The organism is Pseudomonas tumuqii, from assembly GCF_013184545.1.
GTDB classification, from domain to species: Bacteria; Pseudomonadota; Gammaproteobacteria; order Pseudomonadales; family Pseudomonadaceae; genus Aquipseudomonas; species Aquipseudomonas tumuqii.
Map to the genome: position 1 here is coordinate 165,644 of NZ_JAAOJA010000002.1, position 19,850 is coordinate 185,493.

Annotated in this window: 11 protein-coding genes; 6 read left to right on the forward strand and 5 right to left on the reverse strand. The window is 56.6% G+C overall.

Annotated elements, in window-relative coordinates:
* Positions 1–17 precede the first annotated feature (17 nt).
* Positions 18–3,872 carry a DUF3427 domain-containing protein gene (locus G9C89_RS04700; protein ID WP_172145422.1) on the forward strand — a complete coding sequence of 1,285 codons (3,855 nt, stop codon included), beginning with the start codon at positions 18–20 and terminating at the stop codon, positions 3,870–3,872.
* Between the two features lie 180 nt (positions 3,873–4,052).
* On the opposite strand, the gene G9C89_RS04705 is transcribed toward G9C89_RS04700, so the two are convergent.
* Positions 4,053–5,105: a hypothetical protein gene (locus tag G9C89_RS04705; RefSeq protein WP_172145423.1), complete on the reverse strand. Its 1,053-nt coding sequence runs from the start codon at positions 5,103–5,105 to the stop codon at positions 4,053–4,055.
* A gap of 822 nt (positions 5,106–5,927) precedes the next feature.
* Here G9C89_RS04705 and G9C89_RS04710 point away from each other — a divergent pair.
* The 3 genes from G9C89_RS04710 to G9C89_RS04720 are packed head-to-tail and all read left to right on the forward strand — an operon-like array spanning position 5,928 to position 8,729.
* A complete protein-coding gene (locus G9C89_RS04710; RefSeq protein WP_172145424.1) occupies positions 5,928–6,764 on the forward strand; it encodes a sce7726 family protein in 837 nt (278 codons plus the stop codon).
* 11 nt (positions 6,765–6,775) lie between these two features.
* Positions 6,776–7,690, forward strand: a complete 915-nt coding sequence (locus G9C89_RS04715) for a sce7725 family protein (RefSeq protein WP_172145426.1) — start codon at positions 6,776–6,778, stop codon at positions 7,688–7,690.
* 1 nt (position 7,691) lies between these two features.
* Positions 7,692–8,729, forward strand: coding sequence for an RES domain-containing protein (locus tag G9C89_RS04720; RefSeq protein WP_172145428.1), 1,038 nt, complete (start codon positions 7,692–7,694; stop codon positions 8,727–8,729).
* 410 nt (positions 8,730–9,139) lie between these two features.
* On the opposite strand, the gene G9C89_RS04725 is transcribed toward G9C89_RS04720, so the two are convergent.
* From G9C89_RS04725 to G9C89_RS04740, 4 genes are all read right to left on the reverse strand, one after another.
* Complete coding sequence (locus G9C89_RS04725) at positions 9,140–10,375, reverse strand: DUF6161 domain-containing protein (protein ID WP_172145430.1); 1,236 nt, start codon at positions 10,373–10,375, stop codon at positions 9,140–9,142.
* A 159-nt stretch (positions 10,376–10,534) separates the two neighbouring features.
* Positions 10,535–12,094, reverse strand: coding sequence for an ATP-dependent nuclease (locus G9C89_RS04730; protein ID WP_172145432.1), 1,560 nt, complete (start codon positions 12,092–12,094; stop codon positions 10,535–10,537).
* A gap of 104 nt (positions 12,095–12,198) precedes the next feature.
* Positions 12,199–13,449 (reverse strand): ribonucleotide-diphosphate reductase subunit beta, encoded by a 1,251-nt coding sequence (locus G9C89_RS04735; protein ID WP_172145434.1) that lies wholly within the window; start codon positions 13,447–13,449, stop codon positions 12,199–12,201.
* A 396-nt stretch (positions 13,450–13,845) separates the two neighbouring features.
* A complete protein-coding gene (locus G9C89_RS04740) occupies positions 13,846–16,749 on the reverse strand; it encodes a ribonucleoside-diphosphate reductase subunit alpha (RefSeq protein ID WP_172145437.1) in 2,904 nt (967 codons plus the stop codon).
* A gap of 748 nt (positions 16,750–17,497) precedes the next feature.
* On the opposite strand from G9C89_RS04740, the gene G9C89_RS04745 reads away from it, so the two are divergent.
* Positions 17,498–18,223 carry a winged helix-turn-helix domain-containing protein gene (locus tag G9C89_RS04745; RefSeq protein ID WP_172145440.1) on the forward strand — a complete coding sequence of 242 codons (726 nt, stop codon included), beginning with the start codon at positions 17,498–17,500 and terminating at the stop codon, positions 18,221–18,223.
* Positions 18,220–19,824: an ATP-binding protein gene (locus tag G9C89_RS04750; RefSeq protein WP_172145442.1), complete on the forward strand. Its 1,605-nt coding sequence runs from the start codon at positions 18,220–18,222 to the stop codon at positions 19,822–19,824. The genes G9C89_RS04745 and G9C89_RS04750 overlap by 4 nt, the downstream gene beginning before the upstream one ends.
* The last annotated feature ends 26 nt before the right edge of the window (positions 19,825–19,850 follow it).

Here is a 19,850-nt window from a genome sequence, read left to right on the forward strand (position 1 = left end):
GCACAAGGAAGCGAAGTTTGAGCGACACGCACAGCTACTACGAGCAGAACGCCGAGCAGTTTTTTGCCGATACCATCGACGTGGATATGAGCGCGCTGTATGCGCGCTTTCTCGAAGCGATACCCGTCGGCGGCTACATCCTGGATGCGGGCTGCGGTTCCGGGCGCGATGCCAAGGCGTTTGCGGCGTGCGGCTATCGCGTCGCGGCTTTCGATGCATCGCCGGCGTTGGCGGCGCTGGCCAGCCAGCACCTCGGCCAGCCTGTGCTGGTGCGGAGCTTCGCCGAGGTCGGCGAACTCAACCGCTATGACGGCGTTTGGGCCTGCGCCAGCTTGCTGCATGTGCCGCATGCGCAGATGCCCGACGCGCTCGCCCGCTTGTGGCAGGCGTTGAAGCCGGGCGGGATCTTCTATTGCAGCTTCAAGGTCGGCGAAGGCGAGCGCGAGCATCAGGGCCGCCGCTTCACCGATGCGCTCGAAGCGCAGATGGATACCTGGCTGGCGCCATTGGTCGACGTGGCCGATGTCAGTTACTGGCACAGCGCCGACCAGCGTCCCGGGCGCAGCGATGCCTGGCTGAATGTCTTGGCCCGGCGCCAGCCGGTACCGGCGGCGCGCCTGGTCACCGGCGGCAAGCTGGATCACTTCCTGCCGCACCTGTGTGCCGCGATCAACAGCGCCAGCGAAGTCGACATGGCGGTGGCCTTTATCAAGAGCACCGGGCTGCGCTTGTTGCTGCCCGATTTGCTGGCGCGGCTGAAGCCGGGCGAGGAGGGCGCGCCGACCGCGCGGGTGCGCGTCGTCACCAGCGATTACCTCGACGTCACCGACCCCGAAGCGTTGCGCAGCCTGATGTTGCTGCAGGATGAAGGTGCCCAGGTGCGCGTCTACGAAAGCGCCGGCAGCAGCTTCCATATGAAGGCCTACCTGTTCGCCGCGCAGGCCGCGGACGGACAGCTGCGCGGGCAGGCGTTCATTGGCTCGAGCAACATCAGCCGCCAGGCGCTCCGCGATGGCCTGGAGTGGAATTACCGCATCGACTATCCCGGCGACGACGGCTTCCTCGAGGCGCGCAGCCGCTTCGAGGAACTGTTCGCCAATCCACGCAGCAAGCCGCTGAGCCATGCCTGGATCGACGACTACGAGGCCCGGCGCCAACCGCCACCGGTCGCCATCGCCCCGGGCAGCCTGGAAGTGGAACCGCCACCGACGCCGACGAGCATCCAGTCCGAAGCGCTGCACGCCCTGGCGCTGACCCGCGAGCACGGTTACCGGCGCGGCCTGGTGGTGTTGGCGACCGGCCTGGGCAAAACCTGGCTAGCCGCGTTCGATGCCAAACAGGCCGGCGCCCGGCGAGTGTTGTTCGTGGCTCACCGCGAGGAAATCCTGCATCAGGCGGCCGAGACCTTCGTGCGCATTCGGCCGGGGCAACGGGTCGGTTTCTACATGGGCCAGCAGCGCGACAGCCAGGTCGACGTGCTCTGCGCCTCAGTACAGACGCTCGGGCGCGTCGAGCACCTGGAGCGCTTTTCGCCGCGGCATTTCGATTACATCGTCATCGACGAATTCCACCATGCCGCCGCGCCCACCTACCACCGCTTGCTCAACCATTTTCTGCCGTCGTTCCTGCTCGGCCTGACGGCGACGCCGGATCGTACCGACTGCTCCAACATCCTGTCGTTGTGCGATGACAACCTGGTGTTCGAGACCAACCTGTTCCGCGGCATCGAAAGCCAGCTGCTGGCGCCGTTCCATTACTACGGCATCTTCGACGACAGCGTGGATTACCAGGCGATTCCCTGGCGCAATGGCCGTTTCGACCCCGAGCAGCTGGCCAATAAACTCGCCACCCTGGGGCGTGCGCGCCACGTGCTGAAGACCTGGCGAGAACACGCCCAGAGCCGGACGCTGGCGTTCTGCGTGTCGATCCGCCATGCCGAATTCATGGCCGAGTACTTCCGCAAGCAAGGCGTCGAGGCCGCCGCCGTGTATGCCGGCTCGAGCCTGTCGCGGGGCGAGGCGCTGGAGCGACTGGACGATGGCCGCCTGCCGCTGATCTTCTCGGTCGACCTGTTCAGTGAAGGCGTCGACCTGCCCGCCATCGACACGGTGATGATGCTGCGGCCGACCGAGTCGAAGATTCTCTTCCTGCAGCAATTGGGCCGTGGCCTGCGCAAGGCCGAGGGCAAGGACAAACTGGTGGTGCTCGACTTCATCGGCAACCACCAGAGCTTCCTGCACAAGCCGCAGGCGTTGATGGGCAACAGCATGAACCACAGGCAACTGGCCGCGTTTGCCCGCGCCGCCGCGGAGCAGCGCTTGGAACTGCCCGAGGGTTGCTTCGTCAACTACGACCTGCAGTTGCTCGACTTCCTCACGTCGCTCGACGGCGACGGCGTGCAGAGCCACTACCAGGCGCTGCGCGAGGGGCTGAACCGGCGCCCCAGCTTGAGCGAGTTCTACCGCTCCGGCGCTAGTCTGCAGCAGGTGCGCAAGCAATTTGGCGACTGGTTCTCCCTGCTGGAGCAGATGGGCGACCTGTCCGAGGCGCAACGGGACTTGGCCACGGCGCATCGGCCCTTCCTGCGCGAGCTGGAAACCACCGCCATGACCAAGAGCTTCAAGATGATCCTGCTGGAAGCCTTCCAGGAACTGGACGGCTGGCGCACGGCGCCCAGCGAAGCGGCCTTGGCCGAGCGATCCTGGCAGCTCCTGCACCGGCGTCGGCCGCTGCTGGTCGACTTGCCGGAGGAACAGGCTCGGCTGGCGGACGGCAGCGCGCCGGCCTGGCTGCGCTACTGGCAGAGCAACCCGATCAAGGCCTGGATCGGCGGCAACCAGAAGAGCAGCGGCAAGCGCTTCTTCGCCGTGGAGCAGGGGAGTTTCGTCCCGCGCTTTAAGGTCGGCGAAGCCGAGCGGGAAGGCTTCGCCGAGTTTGTGCAGGAGTTGCTGGACTTCCGCTTGGCCTCCTACGAGGTGCGCAGGGCGGTCACGGCCGCGCCGGTGGCCACCTTGCCGGTCGCCGCGCGCAGCGGCACCGAGCTGCCCTTCTTCCCCAACCTGAAAATCGCCTGCGGCCACTTCAAGACCGGCACGGCCGACAGCGAGGAATACCGCCTGATCGGCGAGGGCCATGGCCGCCTGGATAGCTCACGGCACTTCATCGCCCGCGCCTCCGGCAACTCGATGAATGGCGGCAAGCAGCCGATCCGCGATGGCGACTACCTGCTGCTCGAGCAGATCAACCCGAAAAGCGCCGGCTCGATCACCGGCACCACCATGGCCATCGAGCGCCAGGACGCCGCCGGCGACAACCAGTACCTGCTGCGGGTGATCCTCAAGGCGGCGGACGGCAGCTACCTCCTGCGCGCCAACAACCCCGACTACGCCGATATCGCCGTCACCGACGAACTGCGCGAGCAGCTACACACCTTTGCCCGCCTCAAGGCAGTGCTGGACCCGCTGGAGCTGGTGATCGGCGAACGCTTCCAGCGCGAAGACATCCCGGCGCTGTTTGGCGCCGAGTTCAACCCCGGCAACTGGAACGTCGGCCATGTGCTGCTGGCCGAACAGCGCGCCCATGTGCTGCTGGTGACCCTGAACAAACAAGGCAAGGTCGAGGAGCACCGCTACCTCGACCATTGGCTCGACGAACAAAGCTTCCACTGGCAAAGCCAGAACGCGACCACCCCCAGCAGCAAACGGGGCAAGGAAATCATCGAGCACGAGAAGCTGGGCATCGGCATCCATCTGTTCGTGCGGGAGAACAAAGTCGAAAACGGCAAGGGTGCGCCGTTTACTTATCACGGAAAGGTGAGGTATCGCAGCCATAGCGGCAGTGGGCCGATGAGTGTGGTGTTTGGTTTGATGTAGGGGGGCGCTTCGTATGCGTTGGGGGCAGTAGAAGAGATTGGTGCCCCCCTAGCCTCCCAGGCAAGCGTGTCGTTGAACCGACATATCGTGTAGACGCGACACTAGGACCGCTGTGTTCAAAATATATACTGGGTGCGGAGTTGATCAAAAATAAACTACTGCGCCCCTTTAGCTCTTGCTTTAGTTGTCTGATGTCACAATGGCCCGAATGAATCTCGATGGAATTTGCATCGTGCGTCCATCGTCGGTGCGGAGTATCAGATTTTCACCAAGCGACCAGACAACATGGATCTTTGTCAGTGCGCAGCCTTCATCCAAGGCTAACCATTTCAGCGTCGTCTCGTCGCAGTAGCTCTGCTCCAGCAAGAGTGCGTCGGCTTGGTAGTTTCCGAGCCCCAGGGCACGCACCGTTTTCTCTGGCAGGGTGGTGAGTAGGCCGCTGTAGCCGGCAATCAGCAGTGCGAAGAATACGGAAAAGTGCAGTGCAATATTCCAGCCTGCGATAAAGAGAAACGAGCACATCGCCGCTATGAGTGAGGCGGCTAGCATGACTGCGATATAAACCAGCCACTTCCAGGCACCAATATCGAACCCTTCGATGACCGGTGCAGTTTGCACCAGCATGAAAGTGATAAACCCACCTACTGCCATGACTGCTACATCCGCGGCCCATAGATAGCGAAGGAAGCTGAACGGTGGTAACCCAAAAGCGGCTTGGACGATTCGGCCGGCGATCAGGCTGATCAGAACTGGCATCAGAACTAGCGATAGAACAAAGAGTTTCGGGGCAAGGATGGCGACCGTCAGCAGACCGGCCGCACAGGCCAAGAAGGGAAGCCAGTACACCAGACAGCCCAGTTTCAGGACCCACCAGACGCGTTGGTTGTCGATATAGGGGCGCGAGTGCCGCAGCTTGTCCTTGATCGTCTTGTGCTCGAGAAATTGGGTGAAGATCCAAGGGCCCGGTAGGAACAGCGGCACTACCAGAACGCCAATGATGGCGAAGCCAATGGCCGCAGCAGCAAGCAGCAGAGAGGAAAACTGGAACAGGTCGAAGCTGGGGTAGAAATGGTTGCGGTAGAAATAGAAGACGAATATGCCAAAGCCGAAGAGCGGCGGGGCGACCTTGGCCACCACGGAAAAGTGCCGACGGAAAAAGCCATTAGATAGCTCAAGTGCCAGATCAAACCAATCGGTGTCCGTTGCCGGGCGGTCAATCCATTTTTGTTGCATTTCATCGTCCTTGGCGTCGGTTCGAAACGGAAGTTTACAGAGGCTGAACCCGCAGTGCTGGCTCTTCTTCTGATAGTCCCTACGCTCCACCTGAACGCATCCCGGGCGGCATTCCCATTCGGGAGCGTGGTCGCGATCAACCTGGAAAGGGAGCAGCCGGCAGTGAAAATAGCAGCTTAAAAACACCCTCGGCTGACGCGACAACTACCTTGCAAAACGCCGGTCGCCGGCATGTATCCGCCGCTTCAGTATCGACATATCTAACGGTTCCGCCCTTACGGCAGGTCACTTTTGGCAGTCGCCCGGATGGCCGGCCCCGCCAAAAGTAACCAAAAAGTCTTGCCCCTGGCATCCGGGTCTCGCTGCGCGGGACTTCCCTCGTTCCATCATTGCTCCAGGGGCACGACCTAGGCGGCCCCCCACGAAGGGCCATCCTTGGCCCATCGTGGCTCTCGCGGCATCCATGCCGTTCAACCCCTTCCGCAACGATTCCACTCGGCCTCCTGATGGGGCATTTGGCGTCGTCTGTGCCATTGCGGTTTGATGACCAAAAGCAGAACTACAGCATTTTTATGGGTATCGCTGCGCTCAACCAAACCTCCGGTTATCCCCCCATTTTTAGTATTCGCCAGAAGTAGAGGTCAGGCCGCTGTGCGAGGTGTTTCTTAGGCCCCGGCTTGAGAGGTAATGATTTGATCGGGTGGTGGTCAAGGGTAGTCATCCTCGATTTTTGTGATTCTAAATCGCGCTTGACACGAAGCTCTCTGCTAGCATGACTCCAGAATGTCGGTGACCGCAGTACGGTGGGTAGTAGATACAGCAATGAAAAATTATCGAGATTTGAGTAGGATTTTTTCTACTAGTTACGTTGAAAGTCTTGCGTATGGAAATATCGAGCACGTGCTTGATGTTTCTCGTGCCTACCTGGATTTCCTCCCTCGAGAGTTTACTCCTGCCGATGTGTATGAGGTTTGTTATAAAGATCTTGGTAAGAACTATCGGTTTGAGTACTTCTTTAAAAATGTTGTGGCGAATAAGATTGTTTTAGGTCGTCATAGGCTTTCGACGGCTACTCTAATATCTGAGTTTAGGGTTGAAAATAATAAAGCTGATTGTGTAATTTTGAATGGTAGCAGTACATGTTACGAAATTAAAACAGATCTTGATAATTTCTCAAGATTAAATGATCAGTTGAGCGCTTATGAGAAATTATTTGATAAGACGTATGTGGTGATAGCTGAGGCGCACAGGGAGTATGCGTTAAAGAACATACATGATAGTGTTGGGTTGATCGTGCTAACTGCTAGAGATACGTTGTCGGAGGTTAGAAGTGCTAGGCTTGTTAGAAATAAGATAGATCCGAAGGTTTTAATTAGATCGTTGCGTAAGCCTGAGTATTTTTCAATGGCTTGTCAGATCGAAAAGGCACCGTTTGGCCTTTCTAATACAGATGTTTTTAGTTGGTGTGAATCGGTTTTTTTGAAAGCTGATGCAGACTTGTTACGAACAATTTTTTGCAAAACTCTAAAGGAAACGCGGCGTTTAAGTCGAGAGTTTTCGCTCGCTTTACCACGTACATTGCTCATGGCTAGCCTTAGTATGAAGCTATCACATGCTAAGAAAAATAATCTTATGAGGGTGCTTAACTCTCCAATTTAAAGGGATGTTTGATGTATTTTCCTATATTAAAGGGTAAGCAAAATGAACTGATAGCTTTACGTGAGCTGTCAGCGAATATTAGTGCTCAATATATAAAGCCGGTAATAGAGCCGGTTAGAGAAAATATATCCCCATTAAAAAGGACGATTCAGCAGCTCGCGGAACATGAGATAGTTCCTCTTGTGGTTATAAATCCATCTCTAGGCGATTATGCTGGCGGTGAGGATCTCATAAGTTCGTTGCTAGAAGGAGAGGAGGGTGCATATCTACCTTGTGTGAAAATAAAAAACCCTCAGGATGTTGCGGCGATCAGCCTTTTCCAATCATTTGATGGTAGAGCAGCGGCATATCTTGAAAGCAGCGTGGATAGAGCTCTGGTTAACATTGTTAATCAGTCGCTGTATACTTTGGTGAATCAGACTAGAGTCAGTTCCGCTGCTTTCGCAGAGCTTCGAAATAAAGTAGTGTATAGTGATTGCTTCAAGAAAGAAGTTAAGAATTCTGATTATTCTGAGGAGTCTTTGTTCTCTGGTATGCATGCTGAATATAGACGACTAGATAATGTCGTCGGTTTTGGTGATTTTACTATTTTAAGTGAAGACTATTCCGAGTCAGGTGGGCCCGCATATGTTGTGGCTGTGCATTTGTCGTACATAAATCGTGATGAATACGATGCCATGCATGTGCGGCATTTTTCTTCTTATGATGATCGTACCCCTACAAATCCCGGCGGCAAGTTTATGGATGCCCTGAATAAACTTGTCCAGTATGTGCACGCTAATCCTGGTAAATTTACTGAGACAACTGGGTTGGGTGAGTTTTTTAGTCTTCATGGTTCAAGGCATTATCCGGGACTTGGTCATGTGAAGAAGATATCAATAAAGCATCATATTGAAACGACGTGCAGCTACATCCGGGAGCGTTGAAATGGCCCGGTGTTGCATTCATTGCTTTACTGGCTCGGTTTTAATAGAAGCAGCATCGAAAGGTACTATTGGAAGTTGTGCTCACTGCAATTCAGTTAGGGTTCCAACAGTTAGTGCTGATATCTTTTTTTCATCAATCGAATTGATTTTGTATGGTTTGGAAGTTTCCGATGTGGGTGAAGGGCTGGTTACCTTATTGTACAATCAGTTTGGGTTGTTTAGCCCGACGGTCGTGAAGGACCCCGAAAGGCTGGTGCGCGAAATGTTTGGTGATGAGATTGCTGGCTTAAAGTATGTGTTTAAATTTGATGTGTCTTTGTACTCAAGTCAGTGGTTAGATTTTAAAGAAGAGCTGAAGCATCAAAATAGATTTTTCCCGCGCAGTACTTTGATTTCACAAGTGTTAGACCCTTCGGCTAACAATTCAAGTTTTGAGGTTTTTTTAGCTCTTCTGGAACAGCTGAAGGCTCCTTTTGAGGCGGGAGGGGTCCTGTTTAGGGCGCGAATATCTGAGAGTCCTTTAACGGCCAGTCAAATGGGAACGCCGCCTCCTATGGTTGCATCTGGTGGGCGAGCTAATCCAATAGGGATACCGTACTTGTACCTTGCCGAAAATGAAGATACATGTGTGGCAGAGGTCAGGCCTAATAATGCAAGTGTAATATATGTCTCGGAGTTTGTGGCAAATAGTGATTTAAACTTGCTCAGCTTGACGGATCCTCGACGCGATTCTTCAGTGCTGAAATTTGAAGAGCAGCAGATGCAAGATGTACTTTGTTTTCTAGATCTGCTTGAGCGATTTTCGCTTGAGTTGTCTAAGCCTGTATTACCTGATAAGTCTCATATTGAGTATATTCCCACGCAGTATATGTGTGAGTTCGTTAAATCAGTAGCCAATTATGATGGGATTGTCTTTAATAGCTCATTCGGGCAGGGCCGCAATTACGTTATATTTAATAGCGATATTTTCTATGCGAGAGAACCCTACCGTGGTCAGGTGGTAAAAACACGGCACGAGTTTTTAGCTGATCCCGTTTGATGCTAAAAAGGAGTTTTATCGGTGGTTTTGTTAATGGATGAGGCGAAAAGTTTTTTAAGTGAGCATTTCGTCAATGATAGGGGACAGACCACGGTTTTGCTTGAGTGATAAAGCAGAAGCAAAAAACCGTGGTCTGTCCCCGATCCACTGTGTAGAGGGGCGTTTGGCATGGATGCCAAACGAGGAACGATGGGCCAGGGATGGCCCACCGTGACGACCCTCGGAACAGCGCCGGAGTGAGGGAAGTTGAGCGCAGCGAAACCCGGATGCCGGGCGCGTTTTCTCTTTGGTTACTTTCTCTTTCGCGCGAGCAAAGAGAAAGTGACTCGCCGTAAGGGCGAAACTCGTAATAGCGGTTAACGGAAATCGTGGTCTGTCCCCGATCGACTACCCGATCGACTAATTGCTCGTCATCCCTTACGAACAGCTGCGCTGACCGCTTCATGTAATCCAGGCATTGTCGGACCTGATTCATTGGAGAGCAGGCCTGTCTCAGAGCGACTGAACAGAGCTTGCAACACTATCTGCCGGGACTCACTATCAATCTCTGTTTCATGTCCAAGCGCAAGGTACAGGTGCGTTAACTGTTCTCTCTCTTCGGCATCACGTTGGAGGTGGAATGAGCTGAATGCGAGTCTAGAGAAAACACGCGAAAGAAAGATGAAAGAAGACAAAATCGCAGCAAAAATTACCGCACCTTCCAAAGTCGCTAAGTTCAGCTTAAGTCTCTGGCCGTCCGCCCATAGTAGGAAAAACTCGCGAAAGTAGATCAAGGCTAAAGCCACTATCGCAACAAGTGCCAAAGTCCAGACTATTCCTTGGTGCCGATATTTTCCTGCTTGTTTCTTCCAGTAAGTGGCTGGGCCATCAAACCGAAGTTTCTCTCGAAATGTTTGTTCAAGGGAGGAAATTTTGCTTTTCCAATTGCTCATTTGAGCATCGAATTCGTCTGATCGATTGGCCGTTGATTCCACATCAACCTTCTTTTGAGCTTCGTGCCATTCGGAGAAATTATCACGTGTTTCCTGAGCCCATTTCCGGATATCCGCCTGGAATACAGAGATTTCATCAATCAGCTCATCCTTCTTAGTGCTGAGTTGATTTTGTAGGCTAGCGAACGTTTTTTCTTCCGCATTACGGCGTTTTGTGAGGTTGTTTTCGTTCTGAAATAGATACTCGTAAGCAAGGATGTATCCTTTCAAATAACTATAATTGTTGGCGTTAGATGACTGGTCCTTGGTGACAGCCTCAAAAAAACCGTCCCCCGTTTGGTCTGAAATCTTGTAACTTTCAAGCCACGGCATAATGAATGGATAATCGCTCCGAATCCAACGACTATTCAGGTTACTTGCCTCCCGTTGGAGGGTTTGTAGCTTTGAATTGAATTCACGCTCCTCCATTTCTTCAGGAATAGGAAGCCACGATTCGACGGTAGATATTAGGCTGTGGAAGATATTCCCGGCGCCAAGTGCGTTGCTCAGTACATTGGATCTAACATTCACCCCTAGTTCTTGGAGCTTATGTTTCGCTTCACCATTCCAGAAGTCTCTCTCGCACTTCGCAAAGTCAAGAAATGTCTCAATGCTCTCAAAGTTTTTCCGTATTCCTTTGAGGTCTGTCAGGGAAAATTTGAATTGGGCGGTCATTTGATGACATCCTTATCCGTTTTGAGTGTTAAGTGGTTTTCTTCGGCGGCTAGTGATGATAGGGACGGGCCACCGTTTCGCTTGAATGATCAAGTAGAAGCGAAGAAATCGTGGTCTGTCCCCTAATACGCGTTCAACCCATCCTACGGTCCTTGCTTGCTACAAGGTTAATTCATTTGTGATCATGTCGATAATTGTTGAAAAAGTGGTGGCGTGATTTTGCGCTATGTTTAAGCAGAATAAAGATAGGACTTCTTCTCTGGTTAGGCTGGTGTGTTTTCCTATCTCGTAAAATTCATTATGCTTGCCGGCCCCAAGGCCGTATTCAATTATGTCCTTAAGCGCGGATTCGGTGGTTTTTAAATGGGCGGCTAGTTGTTTTGTGCTGCTTTTCGAAGTTTCAATAATCCATGATTCTGGCCAGGTGTCACTGGGCAAATAGTTTGTTTTTAGTGTGAACCAGTCGCTAAATGCGGGATCCTTTATTTCTAATGTATTTGCTGCGAAATTGCAGTTGTATTTTGATTTTGATTTTTGGTCTCCATCAAATAAGATGATTGTTTTTTTACTATTTGCTCTTTTGTATGTTGATGCAAGTTGGACGCTTAGTGCTGAGGCTGACCCTATAATTTCTATCGTTATTCGAGATCTAAGTTCAGCTGGAAGGATTAATGTTGTTAGTTTTTGTGCTACATCGTCTTCGACTAAAATGCATAGTTCATTTGAGTTTTCAGAGCTTAATTTTGAGAATGCATATTCTGAGGAGTGTCCTGGCGTGCAAATTGTTTTTCCATTGGTCTTTTCGATGAAGATCCTTGCGTCCTCTGGAAGGTAGTCAAATATTTCGCTTGAGTGAGTTGTACAAATAACCTGTATTTGCCTTTCTATACATGTTTCTTTTAATTTTCGAATGAATCTAGATTGCGCTTCAATGTGGAGGCCGAGTTCTATTTCATCAATTACGATCAGTGATCCTTTTGGTGCTGAGTATATCGTTGAGAAGATTTCGAAAAGAGCATTCTCTCCTGCGCCCATGTTAAAGCCTGATAATAATATACCGTTAATTTTTGCGAGCGGTAGCTTATACTTTGAGTGGCGGGCAATTTTTACGTCTTCATATTTTTTATTGAGTATGTAGCCGACTATATCGCCGAGGTCCTTTTCCCAGCCCTTTGGCTCTACGACTTTAAAGTGTCTTCGATAGCTTTTTGATTGGCTCTTCTCGCTATGCGGCACTATGCGTTCGATGCCAATGAATATAACGTTTCTGTTGATTCGGCTGGCATAGTCGTTCCATTTTCCGCCTTCTGATTTATATCGTACCTGGGAGTTAATTTCTTTTTTGTTAGGGGATTCTGGAGTGACTTTCCAGTTGTCGTATGCGAAATCATACTCTATGATTATTTCTTCTGGTGAGGGTTCGTTTTGGTGGCGAATGAAAAAATCTGCAAATGTGTAATAAGTTTGCTTTCTGTTGCTGGCTTTTATGCCGTCCTTTTTATTATGGTAGGCGCAGCAAGCTAGAGCCAGCGCAGTAGACTTCCCTGCCCCGTTTTTTCCGGCTATTGCAATTATTGGATAGTCTATAGGTATTGTGCAAGTTGTGAGCCCTCGGATGCTCCCTTGTGCTATTTCAATTTTCCTGAGATGGCTGTTTGAATAATCATTGCTGAACCAGCTTCTTAGTTTTTTGTCTGTTGCGCTGTTTCTGTATTTCATTAGTATTCCAAACTAAAAGCCCCGCACAAGGCGGGGCTTTTAGTTTGTCTAATCGCCCCGACATCCATGTAAGGCACAGCTTTAAATAATAGTGTTAGCCAGAATCAATCCCAGCTCAACGCCCCACCGGTCTGATACTCAATAACCCGCGTCTCGAAGAAATTTTTCTCCTTCTTCAGGTCCATGATCTCGCTCATCCACGGGAAGGGGTTGGTGGTGCCCGGGTACTCTTCCTTCAGGCCGATCTGGGTCAGGCGGCGGTTGGCGATGAATTTGAGGTAGTCCTCCATCATCGCGGCGTTCATGCCCAGTACGCCGCGCGGCATGGTGTCGCGGGCGTATTCGATTTCCAGCTGGGTGCCTTCCAGGATCATCTGGGTCGCTTCGTCCTTCATCGCGGCATCCCACAGGTGCGGGTTTTCGATCTTGATCTGGTTGATCACGTCGATGCCGAAGTTCAGGTGCATGGATTCGTCGCGCAGGATGTACTGGAACTGCTCGGCGACGCCGGTCATCTTGTTGCGCCGGCCCATGGAGAGGATCTGGGTGAAGCCGCAATAGAAGAAAATGCCTTCCAGTACGCAGTAGTAGGCGATCAGGTTGCGCAGCAGTTCCTTGTCGGTCTCGACCGTGCCGGTGTTGAAGGTCGGGTCGGAGATCGAGCGGGTGTACTTGAGGCCCCAGGCGGCCTTTTTCGCGACGCTGGGGATCTCGTGGTACATGTTGAAGATCGCGCCTTCGTCCATGCCCAGCGACTCGATGCAGTACTGGTAGGCGTGGGTGTGGATCGCCTCTTCGAAGGCCTGACGGAGGATGTACTGGCGGCACTCGGGGTTGGTGATCAGGCGGTAGACGGCCAGCACCAGGTTGTTGGCGACCAGGGAGTCGGCGGTGGAGAAGAAGCCGAGGTTGCGCATGACGATGCGGCGCTCGTCGTCGGTCAGGCCGTCGGTGCTTTTCCACAACGCGATGTCCGCGTTCATGTTCACTTCCTGGGGCATCCAGTGGTTGGCGCAACCATCCAGGTACTTCTGCCAGGCCCAGTCGTACTTGAAGGGTACGAGCTGGTTGAGGTCGGCGCGGCAGTTGATCATGCGCTTCTCGTCGACCGCGACGCGGGCGGAGGCGCCTTCCAGTTCGGCCAGGCCTTCGGCGATGTCGAGCTGGTCGAGGGCGGCCTTGGCGCGGGCCACGGCGGCGCTGTCATCGGCGGCGATGGCGCGCGCTTCGACCGCGGCGGCACCGCCGACCTGGTCGAGCTTGTCGATGTTCATGTCCGCGACTTGGGCGGTGGTGTTGCCGGCGACGGCTGCGTCTGCGCCGTCTTCCTTGTCGAATTCGTCCCAGCTCAGCATGGCTTGGCTCCTGCTTCAGGGCGGTGAAATAACCGGCCTGTATGGATGTACAGTTAATTCTAGTCCGTTGTCGAGTGCACGCAAACGGCTTGTAACCTGGTGTTCTTGTCGCTGGATGGGTAGCGCTGCGCTCAACCTGCGCGGCGCGACCCATCCGACGAACTGATCGTGTGCGGCTTTAGCTTTTTTCACCCTTCGAGTCTGTAGTTTCGCGGCCAAGGCCCCTCCTACAAGAGCGGATCGGGTGTTGCTTCAGCTTTTATGTCCACCCTTCGAGCGTGTAGCTGAGCGAGTGAGCGCTAGGCGCCGTGCGGGCCGGCCCCGGGAGTGTACGGCTGTACATGACCGGGGTCGGGCCGTGCGGCAACAACGCGGGCGCCGCTCAGATCCGCGCGCTTATTGACACGCCTCGCAGTCTGGTTCGTCGATGGCGCAGGCCTTGGGTACTGGTGCTGGGCCGGCGCTCATTTCCACTTCCGGGGCTTTGGCCGGTGCTGCGCTGAGGCCGTCGTTGCCGCCGCTGGACACGGCGTTGAGCTTGCCGGTGTTGACGGTGGATTTCTCGGTGCTGGTGGCGGCCAAGGCGCGGAGGTAGTAGGTGGTTTTCAGGCCGCGGTACCAGGCCATGCGGTAGGTCACGTCGAGCTTCTTGCCGCTGGCTCCGGCGATGTACAGGTTCAGCGACTGGGCCTGGTCGATCCACTTCTGGCGGCGGCTGGCGGCGTCGACGATCCACTTGGTGTCGACTTCGAAGGCGGTGGCGTAGAGGTCTTTCAACTCCTGCGGGATGCGTTCGATCTGCTGCACCGAGCCGTCGTAGTACTTGAGGTCGTTGATCATCACCGAGTCCCACAGGCCGCGGGCCTTGAGGTCGTGGACCAGGTAGGGGTTGATCACGGTGAATTCGCCCGAGAGGTTCGATTTCACGTAGAGGTTCTGGTAGGTCGGTTCGATCGACTGCGACACGCCGGTGATGTTGGCGATGGTGGCGGTCGGGGCGATGGCCATGATGTTCGAGTTGCGGATGCCTTTCTGCACGCGCTCACGTACCGGCGCCCAGTCCAGCGACTCGCTCAGGTCGACGTCGATGTACTTCTGGCCGCGTTGCTCGATGAGGATCTGCTGCGAATCCAGCGGCAGTACGCCCTTGCTCCACAGCGAACCCTGGAAGGTCTCGTAGGCGCCGCGCTCGTCGGCCAGGTCGCAGGAGGCCTGGATCGCGTAGAAGCTGACCGCTTCCATGGATTTGTCGGCGAAGTCGACCGCCGCGTCCGAGCCGTAGGGGATGTGCTGCAGGTACAGGGCGTCCTGGAAGCCCATGATGCCGAGGCCGACCGGGCGGTGCTTGAAGTTGGAGTTGCGCGCTTGCGGCACCGAGTAGTAGTTGATGTCGATGACGTTATCGAGCATGCGCACGGCAGTCTTGATGGTCTTCTGCAGCTTGGCGCGGTCGAGCTTGCCGTCGACGATGTGGTTCGGCAGGTTGACCGAGCCGAGGTTGCACACGGCGATCTCGTCGGCGTTGGTGTTCAGGGTGATCTCGGTGCACAGGTTCGAGCTGTGTACCACGCCGACGTGCTGCTGCGGGCTGCGCAGGTTGCACGGGTCCTTGAAGGTCAGCCATGGGTGGCCGGTTTCGAACAGCATGCTGAGCATCTTGCGCCACAGGTCTTTGGCCTGGATGGTCTTGAACAGCTTGATCTTGCCGTACTGGGTCAGGGCTTCGTAGTACTCGTAGCGCTCTTCGAAGGCGCGGCCGGTGAGGTCGTGCAGGTCCGGCACTTCGCTCGGGCTGAACAGGGTCCAGGAGCCGTCGTCGAACACGCGCTTCATGAACAGGTCCGGGATCCAGTTGGCGGTGTTCATGTCGTGGGTGCGGCGGCGGTCGTCACCGGTGTTCTTGCGCAGCTCGATGAACTCTTCGATGTCCATGTGCCAGGTTTCGAGATACGCGCAGACCGCGCCCTTGCGCTTGCCGCCCTGGTTGACCGCCACGGCGGTGTCGTTGACCACCTTGAGGAAGGGCACCACGCCCTGGGATTTGCCGTTGGTGCCCTTGATGTAGGCGCCGAGGGCGCGCACCGGGGTCCAGTCGTTGCCCAGGCCGCCGGCGAATTTGCTCAGCAGGGCGTTGTCGCGGATGGCGTCGTAGATACCGCCCAGGTCGTCCGGCACTGTGGTCAGGTAGCACGAGGACAGCTGCGGACGCAGGGTGCCGGCGTTGAACAGGGTCGGCGTCGAGGCCATGTAGTCGAACGAGGACAGCAGGTTGTAGAACTCGATGGCGCGGTCTTCTTTCTGCTTCTCTTCGATCGCCAGGCCCATGGCCACGCGCATGAAGAAGATCTGCGGCAGTTCGAAGCGGGTGCCGTCCTTGTGGATGAAGTAACGGTCGTAGAGGGTCTGCAGGCCGAGGTAGGTGAACTGCTGGTCACGCTCGTGATCGATCGCTGCGCCGAGTTTTTCCAGGTCGAAGCTTTTCAGCACGGGGTTGAGCAGTTCCAGCTCGATGCCCTTGTCGATGTAGGCCGGCAGGGCCTTGGCGTAGAAGTCGACCATCTCGTGGTGGGTGGCGCTGGTGGCGACCCCGAGGAAGCCCAGGCCTTCGGCGCGGATGTTGTCCATCAGCAGGCGCGCGGTGACGTAGCTGTAGTTCGGCTCGCGCTCGACCAGGGTGCGCGCGGTCATCACCAGGGCGGTGCTGACGTCGCTCTGGGCCACGCCGTCGTAGAGGTTCTTCAGGGTTTCTTTCTGGATCAGCGCGCCGTCGACTTCGGCCAGGCCTTCGCAGGCTTCGGTGACGATGGTGTTGAGGCGGCCCATGTCCAGCGGCGCCAGGCTGCCGTCGAGGTGGGTGACGCGCAGGCTCGGGTGCGGCTCGGCGACGTCGCTGCCGCCGCGCTTGCGCTCCTGGCTGCGCGACTCGCGGTAGATCACGTAGTCGCGGGCGACTTTCTGCTCGCCGGCGCGCATCAGGGCCAGTTCGACCTGGTCCTGGATTTCCTCGATGTGGATGGTGCCGCCGGACGGCATGCGGCGCTTGAAGGTGGCGCTGACCTGTTCGGTCAGGCGCGCGACGGTTTCATGGATACGCGACGACGCGGCGGCGGTGCCGCCTTCTACTGCGAGAAACGCCTTGGTGATGGCGACGGTGATCTTGTCATCGGTGTAGGGCACGACGGTGCCGTTACGCTTGATCACGCGCAACTGGCCCGGCGCGGTGGCGCTCAGTTCCAGGTTGCCATCGGTGGCCTGTGGCGCTTGGGCCTGCGGGTTCTCGCGAGAGGTGTCGGTATGCATGTAGGAGTGTCTCCGTGATCTGTAATTTGTCGGGTCGGCGCTTTCCGGTGGATCTACTGCCGTTCGTTACCATTTCAACAACGCCTGCACGCAGCCAGAGGCTGGGAGCAGGGGGCTTGCAAACTGGCTGGAAGGGTTTGAGCTGAAAGCGCCTCCCTGGCTGCATGTCTTGTGTCGGCCATGGCCGGCACTACTAGATGTAGTGGTAGGGGCGCAAGGGCTGCCTACCGTTATTCTGGCTCCGGCAGGCAGGTCGCGCTGCTGGAGCAATGGCCGCAACGCGTGTGCGCAGGCCGCCATCGAGGTTCTTTCGCTCACCGATCTGGGTTGGGGGCTGGACCTTTTGTGGGCAATTGTGCTTGTGCCGTTTTTGAGGTCAAAACCCAACATATAGGTGTTTAGTGCGTTGGAGATACAAGATAGTGCGGTGTTGGGGGGATGGCAAGTCCTCCGGCCTGTGGATAAAGCTGTGGGTTAACTTGGGGTAACTTGCGCAAACCCGCGTGTTTGCTGGGGTGGGCGGTCCTGTACCGTTCGTCGTTGTTATGGGTTTATTTTTGCGTTCGGCGCGAGTTTTCGAGTCCGACACAGAAACACAATATGTAGTTTTTTTTGTGGCGTTTTGGCCTGCTCTGTGCAAAGGCCCCGCCGGACTTTCACTGCTGTGCAGCAGACCTGCGCGGTGGCGTGCGGCATTGCTACAATCAGCGTCTTTTTCGCCGTCGTTGATCTGTCCCCGGAGGCAGCCGTGCAGCAGCAAGACACCTGGCAAATCCTTATCGTCGAAGACGACCAGCGTCTGGCCGAACTGACCCGTGATTACCTGCAGGGCAATGGCCTGACGGTGAGCATCGAGGGCGACGGCGCGCAGGCGGCCGCGCGCATCCTCAAGGAGCAGCCGGATCTGGTGATTCTCGATCTGATGCTGCCGGGCGAGGATGGTCTGTCGATCTGCCGCAAGGTGCGCGACCAGTACGACGGGCCGATCCTGATGCTGACCGCGCGCACCGACGACATGGACCAGGTGCTCGGCCTGGAAATGGGCGCCGACGATTACGTGTGCAAGCCGGTGCGCCCGCGCGTGCTGCTGGCGCGGATCCGCGCGCTGTTGCGGCGGCGCGAGGGCGTCGCGGCGCCGGCCGGCGAAGGGGCGCGGCGCCTGGAGTTCGGCCCGCTGGTGATCGACAGCGCGATGCGCGAGGCCTGGCTGGGCGAGCAGGGCATCGAGCTGACCAGCGCCGAGTTCGACCTGCTCTGGTTGCTGATGGCCAACGCCGGGCGGATTCTCTCGCGCGAGGAGATTTTCAATGCCCTGCGCGGGATCGAGTACGACGGCCAGGATAGATCCATCGACGTGCGCATCTCGCGGATCCGGCCGAAGATCGGCGACGATCCGATGCATCCACGCCTGATCAAGACCGTGCGCAGCAAGGGCTATCTGTTCGTCGCCGAGGCGGCCGAAGCGCTGCTATGAATTCGATCTTTCTGCGCATCTACGCCGGCATGCTGGCGGTGCTGGTGCTGGTGGCGCTGCTCGGCGTCGGCACCCTGCACCTGGTCAACGAGGTGCGTTCGGAGCAATACCGCGAGCGCCTGGCGCGCGGCACCTTTCGCCTGATGGCCGATAATTTGGCGCCGATGAGCGAGCTCGAGCGGCGTCGCGCCGTGGTGTTGTGGTCGCGCCTGCTGGGCATCCCGCTGTCCATTCAGCCGGTGGCCGCGGCCCCGCTGGATAACGGTGAGCGCAACCGTCTCAAGCGTGGCCTGGTGTTGGTGCGGCAAACCGGCCCGCATTCGGCAACCGTCTATAGCCAGGTCGACGAAGCGCAGCAGTTGCTGCTGACTGGCGAGGTGCAGCAGATCAGCGAACAGCTGGCGCGGGCGACGGTTTTTCTGCTGATCGACGAGCTGATCCGCTCTCCGCAGGCCGAGCAGCCGCAGCGTCTGGCCGAGCTCAAGGAGGCCAAGCAGTTCGGTTTCGACCTGCGCCTGGTCAGCCTCGAGCAGGCGGACCTGGATGTCGACCAGCGCCGGCGGGTGGACGAGGGCGACACGGTGATGGCGCTGGGCAAGGGCGGCGACAGCATTCATGTGTTCTCCGGCATCGTCGGTACGGACTGGGTGCTGGAGATCGGCCCGCTGTATCAGATGAATCCCTACCCGCCGCAGTTGCTGGTATTGATCGGGGTGCTGGGCCTGAGCCTGATCGGCTTGACCGTCTATCTGCTGGTGCGGCCCCTGGAGCAGCGCCTGGGCGATCTGGAGGGCGCCGCCACGCGGATCGCCGGTGGCAACCTGGATGCGCGGGTGCCAAGCCGCGGCACGGATTCGGTGGGGCGGCTGGCGGCGGCGTTCAATGCCATGGCCGAGCACCTGCAGCGCTCGCTGAGCATCCAGCGCGAAATGGTCCGGGCGGTGTCCCATGAACTGCGCACGCCGGTGGCGCGCCTGCGCTTCGGCCTGGAGATGATCGGCGATGCCGAGAGCGAAACGGCGCGGCGCAAGTACATGGAGGGCATGGACAGCGATATCCAGGACCTCGACAAGCTGGTCGACGAGATGCTGACCTATGCGCGCCTGGAGCAGGGCGCGCCGGCGCTGAACTTCCAGCAGGTCGACCTGGGCCAGCTGATCGACCAGGTGATCGACGAGCTGGCGCCGCTGCGCGCCGACGTGCGGGTCGAACGCGGTCCGGCACTGCCGGCCCTGGATGGCAGCGGTGCGCTGGTCGAGGCGGAAGTGCGCTACCTGCACCGCGCCTTGCAGAACCTGGTGAGCAACGCCATGCGCCATGCCGAATCGCGGGTGCGGGTGAGTTACCAGATCGGCCAGCAGCGTTGCCGCGTGGATATCGAGGACGACGGCCCCGGGGTGCCGGAAGACGCCTGGGAACGCATCTTCAAGCCCTTCCTGCGCCTGGACGACAGCCGCACCCGCGCCTCCGGCGGCCACGGCCTGGGCCTGTCGATCGTGCGCCGGATCATCTACTGGCACGGCGGCCGCGCGCAGATCAGCCGCAGCGAACGCCTCGGCGGCGCGCATTTCAGCCTGATCTGGCCGCGCAAGCAGGGCTGAGCGGCAAGCCGGCCGGTCCGTAGGCA

Bases quoted from the DNA above. Each gene is read 5' to 3' on its own strand.
- G9C89_RS04735 (WP_172145434.1), bottom strand. From the start codon at position 13,449: ATGCTGAGCTGGGACGAATTCGACAAGGAAGACGGCGCAGACGCAGCC.
- G9C89_RS04750 (WP_172145442.1), top strand. From the start codon at position 18,220: ATGAATTCGATCTTTCTGCGCATCTACGCCGGCATGCTGGCGGTGCTG.
- G9C89_RS04710 (WP_172145424.1), top strand. From the start codon at position 5,928: ATGAAAAATTATCGAGATTTGAGTAGGATTTTTTCTACTAGTTACGTT.
- G9C89_RS04715 (WP_172145426.1), top strand. From the start codon at position 6,776: ATGTATTTTCCTATATTAAAGGGTAAGCAAAATGAACTGATAGCTTTA.
- G9C89_RS04730 (WP_172145432.1), bottom strand. From the start codon at position 12,094: ATGAAATACAGAAACAGCGCAACAGACAAAAAACTAAGAAGCTGGTTC.
- G9C89_RS04740 (WP_172145437.1), bottom strand. From the start codon at position 16,749: ATGCATACCGACACCTCTCGCGAGAACCCGCAGGCCCAAGCGCCACAG.
- G9C89_RS04705 (WP_172145423.1), bottom strand. From the start codon at position 5,105: ATGCAACAAAAATGGATTGACCGCCCGGCAACGGACACCGATTGGTTT.
- G9C89_RS04725 (WP_172145430.1), bottom strand. From the start codon at position 10,375: ATGACCGCCCAATTCAAATTTTCCCTGACAGACCTCAAAGGAATACGG.
- G9C89_RS04720 (WP_172145428.1), top strand. From the start codon at position 7,692: ATGGCCCGGTGTTGCATTCATTGCTTTACTGGCTCGGTTTTAATAGAA.